Source organism: Dietzia sp. E1, from assembly GCF_014145015.1.
Taxonomy (GTDB): Bacteria; Actinomycetota; Actinomycetes; order Mycobacteriales; family Mycobacteriaceae; genus Dietzia; species Dietzia cinnamea_A.
Genome location: NZ_JAALDU010000370.1, coordinates 1 through 5118, shown reverse-complemented (window position 1 = coordinate 5118; position 5118 = coordinate 1). Strand labels below are relative to the sequence as shown.

Annotated in this window: 7 protein-coding genes; 2 read left to right on the top strand and 5 right to left on the bottom strand. The window is 69.9% G+C overall.

All coding sequences use genetic code 11. The features are described 5' to 3' along the window. The first annotated feature begins 242 nt into the window (after positions 1–242). Positions 243–812, top strand: a complete 570-nt coding sequence (locus tag G6030_RS12175) for a hemerythrin domain-containing protein (RefSeq protein WP_182643299.1) — start codon at positions 243–245, stop codon at positions 810–812. 206 nt (positions 813–1018) lie between these two features. On the opposite strand, the gene G6030_RS12170 is transcribed toward G6030_RS12175, so the two are convergent. Both G6030_RS12170 and G6030_RS12165 read right to left on the bottom strand, forming a co-directional pair. Next, complete coding sequence (locus G6030_RS12170) at positions 1019–1390, bottom strand: DUF202 domain-containing protein (RefSeq protein WP_182643298.1); 372 nt, start codon at positions 1388–1390, stop codon at positions 1019–1021. Then, the gene (locus tag G6030_RS12165) at positions 1387–1761 is read right to left on the bottom strand and encodes a DUF202 domain-containing protein (RefSeq protein WP_007632656.1); all 375 of its coding nucleotides are present in this window, start codon (positions 1759–1761) and stop codon (positions 1387–1389) included. Before G6030_RS12165 ends, G6030_RS12170 begins: the two co-directional genes overlap by 4 nt. A gap of 67 nt (positions 1762–1828) precedes the next feature. Between G6030_RS12165 and G6030_RS12160 the strand changes: the two genes are divergently transcribed. Then, positions 1829–2815, top strand: a complete 987-nt coding sequence (locus tag G6030_RS12160; protein ID WP_182643297.1) for a bile acid:sodium symporter family protein — start codon at positions 1829–1831, stop codon at positions 2813–2815. 82 nt (positions 2816–2897) lie between these two features. Here G6030_RS12160 and G6030_RS16555 read toward each other — a convergent pair whose 3' ends face one another. The 3 genes from G6030_RS16555 to G6030_RS12150 form a co-directional block, all read right to left on the bottom strand. Next, complete coding sequence (locus G6030_RS16555) at positions 2898–3290, bottom strand: alpha/beta hydrolase (protein ID WP_347238653.1); 393 nt, start codon at positions 3288–3290, stop codon at positions 2898–2900. 148 nt (positions 3291–3438) lie between these two features. Beyond that, positions 3439–3564, bottom strand: a complete 126-nt coding sequence (locus tag G6030_RS16755) for a hypothetical protein (protein ID WP_272875138.1) — start codon at positions 3562–3564, stop codon at positions 3439–3441. A gap of 4 nt (positions 3565–3568) precedes the next feature. Continuing rightward, positions 3569–4267, bottom strand: coding sequence for a type 1 glutamine amidotransferase domain-containing protein (locus G6030_RS12150; protein WP_182643296.1), 699 nt, complete (start codon positions 4265–4267; stop codon positions 3569–3571). Between the last annotated feature and the right edge of the window lie 851 nt (positions 4268–5118).

The window sequence follows — 5118 nt, the reverse complement described above, 5'->3', positions numbered from 1 at the left end:
CGGGTGCGCGGGCGGCTCGTCCGGCGACTCCCCCGCCGGCACCTGCTCCCCCGCCGACGCAGGGTCCGGCGCCCCCGGCGACCCCGCCGCCGACTGCGGTGTCACCGGCGGATGCGGCTCGTGCGCCCTCCAGGGCATGTGCGAGACGGAGAGCGCCACCCGCTGAGCGGACCGGTGGACCGGCCCCACGGTCGCCCCTACGGTGTGGGACACATCAGTCACCACCGTGGAAGGAGACCGACATGGCCGCCACAGACACGACCCGGGACGTCACCGAGATCCTCACCGCCGATCACTGCGAGATGATCGAGCTCCTCGACCAGATCGAGGCCACCACCGACCCAGTCGAGCGTCGCGCCCTCGCCGACGCGGTCACCGCCGAGGTCATGCGCCACTCCGTGGCCGAGGAGATGTTCGTCTACCCCGTCATGGAGCGCGAGATCCCCGGCGGCAAGGACGAGGTCGAGCACGACAAGGAAGAGCACGACGAGATCGTCGTGGTGATGAAGAAACTCGAGAACGTCGACGCGCAGGAGGCCGAGTTCATGGCCCTCGTCCGCGAGCTCAAGGGGCTGCTCGACCACCACGCCGACGACGAGGAGTCCGACCAGTTCCCCAAGCTGCGTGAGCACCTGTCGAAGGACACCCTGCTGGACATGGGCCGCAACGTTGAGGCCGCCAAGCAGGTCGCCCCCACGCGGCCGCACCCCAGCGCCCCCCACTCCGAGCTGTTCCACAAGACTGTCGGCGCGGGCGTCGGCATGGTCGACCGGCTGCGTGACGCGCTGAGCGGGCGGATGAAGAACACCTGAGGCGAGGGGCGACGCGGCTGCGGCGATGCTCGGCTCGGCGCGGCGCGGCGCGGCGCGGGCACGGATTTGGACGTAACCTTCTTGGTCTGGAGGCCATTTCGCCGACATGGTTACGTCCATTCCCTCCATGACTACGTCCACACCCGCGGAGGCCTGTCCCCAGGGCGCCCGGGAGGGTGATCGGCGAGGCGCGACGCCCGGGCGGGTCACCGCAGGGACGTCACCACGATCGCGACGAGCCCGCAGGCGGAGATCACGATCACCAGGGCCACCAGCCCGATGTTGTGACGGGTCTGCGTCTGCTCGACCTCGCCCGCCCGGACGAACCGGTCCACCCGCTGCTCGTGCCGACGCTGCACCCGCAGCAGGGCCAGCAGCGGGACCACCACGAGCGCCGAGAACGCGGCCGCCCACGCCCACGACAGCTCCCCGACCAGTTTGGCGACGAGGATGATGTTCACCGCCACCACGGCCCAGGTGCGGGCCCACGACAGGCTGGTGCGCTCGGACTGGAGCCCGGCGTCGGGCGGGACCGCCGCGGGCACCACGCCGATGCGGCGCGGGCGCGGAGAGGTCACCCGAAGGTCCCGCTGAGAATCGCGACGATCAACACCACCGCGCCCGCCGCGATGCCCAGCACCAGCAGGATCGAGGCCTGCGGCATGGGCAGCGGCCGCTGGTGTCGCATGGCCGACTCGATCCGGATCCAGCGTCGGAACGCCACGATCGCCAGCAGCCCGGCCAGCACGAGGAGGATGCACGCGAGCGGGGTGCGGATGATCTCCGGGATCTCGTCGCCCGCGAACGCCTCCAGCGCCACCGCCCCGGCCGTCAGCCCGAGGCTCGTGCGGATCCACGCCAGGAAGGTGCGCTCGTTGGCGAGCGTGAAGCGCGGATCTGGCTCCTCGCCGTCCCGCAGCGCCCTGGGCCGCCATCCCTGCTCCGTCATCCGGCGTGCTCCGTCATGACCCGAGCCTATCGGGCGCCTCGCGCGGCGGGAGTGATGCAATAGGGGGATGGGCCTTCTGCGTCGTCTCCGGATCGAGCCGTTCATCCTGGCGATCCTGGCCGCGGTGGTCGTGGCCGCGTTCCTGCCCGCCACCGGCGGTGCGGCCGACGCCCTCGACTGGGTGACGACCATCGGCATCGCCGTGCTGTTCTTTCTCTACGGCGCGCGGCTCGAGCCCCGCGAGCTGCTGGTCGGCCTCACGCACTGGCGGCTGCACTCGGTGGTGCTCGTGGCGACGTTCCTGCTGTTCCCGCTGCTCGGCCTGCTCGGGCGGTGGATCCTGACGCCCGTGCTCGGCCCGGCGCTCGCCGCGGGGTTCCTGTTCCTCACGCTGGTCCCGTCGACCGTGCAGTCCTCCATCACCTTCGTGGCGATCGCGCGCGGGCACGTCAGCGCCGCCGTGGTATCGGCGTCGGTGTCCAACCTGCTGGGCGTGTTCGTCACTCCCCTGCTGGTGTTCGCCCTCATGACCACGGACGGCTCGGTGGTCATCACGTGGGACTCGGTGGGGTCGATCGCGCTGCAGTTGCTGCTGCCGTTCGTGGTGGGTCAGCTGCTGCGGACGTGGGTCCTGCCGGTCATCCGCAGGGTCCCGAGGATCGCGCTGTTCGACAAGACCGTCATCGTGCTGGTGGTCTACGCGGCGTTCTCCGACGGCGTGGCCGACGGGATCTGGTCGACCATCGGCGCGACGGAGCTCGCGTGGCTGCTCGTCGCGTGCTGTGTCCTGCTCGCGGTGGTGTTGGGCCTGACCGAGCTCGCCTCCCGCGCCCTGGGTTTCGAGGACCGCGACAAGCGCGTGGTGCAGTTCTGTGGTTCCAAGAAGTCGCTGGCCACCGGGCTACCGATGGCGGCCGTGCTGTTCGTCGGACAGCCGATCGGCCTCATGGTGCTGCCGCTCATGCTCTTCCACCAGATCCAGTTGATCGTGTGTGCGTGGCTGGCCGGTCGCTACGGGCGCGCACAGGACGCCCGGCCCGAACCCACGGCCTGAGCGACCGGACGCCACGCCGGGCCGCGCGCCGAGCCTCCACGCCGGCCCGACACGCCGGTCCGACACGTCGGCCAGCGCCGGCTCACCCTCGCCCGGACACCCTCCGGAGGAAGTCGACGATCCCCTCGGCCACCTCGGCCGGCCGCTCTTCGGGCATGAAGTGCCCGCACCGCTCGATGAGTCGCAGGTCAGAGCCCGGTATCGCGGCCTGCAGCCGGCGCGCCCAGTCGGTGACCTGCCAAGTGTCGTCGGCGCCCCACAGCAGTTGCACCGGCACCTGCCCCAGCCGGTCCAGGTGATCGCTGATCTCGAGCGTGTGCCGCGGGACGTAGTGGGCGACCTGGTGCCGGAAGAAGCTGGGTTGGCCGATCGGCCCGCTGATGAAGTCGAGGTACACCTCGAGCGCGTCCGAGTCGAAGTTGCGATCCCGCCGCCGATGTCGTGGGCGACCAGGTGGAACGTGTCCAGCCCCCACTCCTCCAGCAGGCCGTCCAGCACGGCGACCTGCCCGGTGATCGAGGTGTCGACCTCCGGGTCCGCCGGTCGCTCGGACAGCCCGTAGCCCAGCAGGTCGAAGACGTGGGTGCGGTACCCGGCCTCGGTGCGACCGGGCACCACGACCGCTAGATGTCCGACGAGGAGGGCGTTTTGTGGTTGAGGACGACGGGTTCGCCCTCGCCGTGTATGCCGAACCGGATCCGGTGGCCATCGATGACGGTGTCGCGGTCGGCGATGTGGTTCATCGGCATCGGATCAGCCGAGGTCGGCCACGATCCGCTTGGCAAGTTCCTCAGAGGACTGCGGGTTCTGGCCGGTGTAGACGTTGCGGTCAACCACGACGTGCGATCCCCAGGGCTCGGTGGCCTTGGAGTAGTCGGCGCCCAGCTCGACCAGCTTGTCCTCGAGCAACCAGGGCGCGTTGGCGGCCAGGCCGACCTGCTCCTCCTCGTCGTTGGAGAACCCCGTCATCTTGTAGCCCGCGAACGGCGAGGAGGCCGGATCGTCGGATGCGGCGAGCACCGCGGCCGGCGCGTGGCACAGAAGCGCGACGTGCTTACCTTCGCTCACGCGGTCCCGGAGGATCGCGCCGGAGGTCTGGTCCACGGAGAGGTCCTCCATCGGGCCGTGCCCGCCGGGGTAGAACACCACGTCGAAGTCGTTGTGGTCGACGCTGGCCAGGTCGGTCGGCGCCTCGAGGACCTGCGCGAGACGGTCGAGGGAGGCCCGGACGTGCTGCAGGGTCTCCGGGTCGCCGGCGCCCTCGTCGAGGCTCACCTGGTCGACGGACGGAGTGCGGCCGCCCGGCGTGGCCACGGTGACGGACCACCCGGCGTCGGTGAACACCTCGTAGGGGGCCACGAACTCCTCGGCCCAGAAGCCCGTCGGGTGCTGGGAACCGTCCTTGAGAGTCCAGTGGTCTGCTGCGGACAGGATCATCAGTACGTTCGCCATGCCGCGATCCTACGGATCTCGAGCGACCTCGCAACTGGTCTCGCCGACGCTCCTCCGGCGTGACCTCGCACACACCTAGATATATCTTCACTTTGCTCGCATGTGACGGAAGGTGACATCCGCAATCCCGCTACCAGCAGTTTTCTGCTTTCCACGAGATTGGCGACATATCAGCAGGTCAGGACGTCGACGGAGCCATCGGCTACTTAGGGAGCAAAACGTTGAGCGGCGTTGTGACGCCCCTTAGCGTTCACGCCGCATGAGCTGAGCGGCTCACGCGAGTCGAGGGGCCACCCGGACCCCTTCCGGTCCACTGAAGGAGTTTTCGTTGGCCACAAAGCCCGCCTTGCTCCGACGCACCGCTCCTCTCATCGTCCTGGCCGGCCTGGCATTGCTGGGGTTCTCGGCAGGGGCGGGAACCGCATGGATGACTGAAGCTACCGCCTCAGCATCCACGAACCACCGCGCAGATCCTTCCGTCGCGCAAGCGGGTTTGGTCTCTCCGACGACGGCCGACCCGACGTCCACAGCGCCCACATCGACTCCGGCGACGTCGACGGCCCGCGTAGATGCCAAGCCACCGGAGTCTTCGACATCCGAGGAGCCCTCGACCGGGCCGGCGCCTCCACCCGCGCCCGCCGTCCGCGTGCCAGTGGCGCCCGCACAACCACCCGTGCGGCCGCGGTACACGCCGGCTCCCGCGCCGCAGCCTGTGCCACCACCAGCGCCGGCGCCCGCACCGGCACCGGCACCGGCGCCACCCGAGACGATCACCATCGATCTCGGCGGCCGCGGGGGGATTATCCCGCAGGCGCCGATTCCGCCAAAGCAACTCCATATCGGCTAGCGGC

Bases quoted from the DNA above. Each gene is read 5' to 3' on its own strand.
- G6030_RS12175 (WP_182643299.1), top strand. From the start codon at position 243: ATGGCCGCCACAGACACGACCCGGGACGTCACCGAGATCCTCACCGCC.
- G6030_RS12160 (WP_182643297.1), top strand. From the start codon at position 1,829: ATGGGCCTTCTGCGTCGTCTCCGGATCGAGCCGTTCATCCTGGCGATC.
- G6030_RS12165 (WP_007632656.1), bottom strand. From the start codon at position 1,761: ATGACGGAGCAGGGATGGCGGCCCAGGGCGCTGCGGGACGGCGAGGAG.
- G6030_RS16755 (WP_272875138.1), bottom strand. From the start codon at position 3,564: ATGCCGATGAACCACATCGCCGACCGCGACACCGTCATCGATGGCCAC.
- G6030_RS12150 (WP_182643296.1), bottom strand. From the start codon at position 4,267: ATGGCGAACGTACTGATGATCCTGTCCGCAGCAGACCACTGGACTCTC.